The sequence below is a fragment of the Williamsia muralis genome, assembly GCF_002735905.1.
Classification (GTDB): Bacteria; Actinomycetota; Actinomycetes; order Mycobacteriales; family Mycobacteriaceae; genus Williamsia; species Williamsia muralis_A.
In genome coordinates, this window is record NZ_PEBD01000026.1 from 1 (window position 1) to 912 (window position 912).

General features: G+C 63.4%; 1 protein-coding gene. It reads left to right on the forward strand.

Features of this window, described 5'->3' with window-relative positions; all coding sequences use genetic code 11:
* The coding region (locus CSW57_RS24190) for a TIGR03621 family F420-dependent LLM class oxidoreductase (protein ID WP_099385140.1) at positions 1-836 on the forward strand (836 nt) is incomplete at its 5' end.
* Positions 837-912 lie beyond the last annotated feature (76 nt).

Below are 912 nucleotides of genomic sequence, written 5' to 3' on the forward strand. Positions count from 1 at the left end.
GCCACGGCCATGCTCGTGATCGGGGCCATCGGCCGGTGACGATGGCCCCGATCACGAGCATGGCCGTGGCGGCCGAGGTGACCGAGACCCTGAAGGTGGGGTGCCGAATGTTCTGCACCAGCTACCACGAACCGGTTGTGCTGGCCAAAGAGGCTGCAACGCTTGCGATGTTCGCGCCCGACCGGATCGAGATCGGGCTGGGAGCGGGATGGCTCGGGGCCGAATACGAAGCCATGGGTATCGATTTCCCTTCGGCGGGGTCCCGGGTGGACCGTCTCGAGGAGACGATCGAACTCATCGCCCAGCAGTTCCGCGGCGAACAGATCGACGTGGACGGCAAGATCGTCAAGGCAGCGGGGTTCGCTCCGCTGCCCGTACCCGAGACCGCGCCCCCGATCATGGTCGGAGGCGGCGCTCGCCGGGTCCTGACGCTTGCCGGTAGGACCGCCGACATCGCGAGCATCAACTTCAACAACCGTTCGGGTGTCCTGGGTTCGGACAGTGTGCTCACCTCCACCGTCGAAGAGACCCACAAGAAGATGGACTGGGTTCGGGACGGCGCCGGCGATCGGTTCGGAGACATCGAGATCGAGACCGGCGCGTATTTCGTGGCGATCGAGGGCAAGACCGACGTCACCGAAAAGGCCCTGATCGATCGCACCGGCTTCAACCGAGCCGAGCTCCGGGCATTTCCGCATGCTCTCGTCGGGTCGGTCGATGACATCTGTGAGCAGCTCGAACAACGTCGCGAGGAGTTCGGATTCTCCTACTTTACGATCGGTGATAGGGCTTACGAACAGTTTGCGCCCGTGGTCGAGCGCATGAGCGGGAAGTGAGGAGCATGGCTACCGACGGACAGAACAAATACGTACACATGGTGGCGCAGATGCCGCAGTAGCCGATGTCCACGAC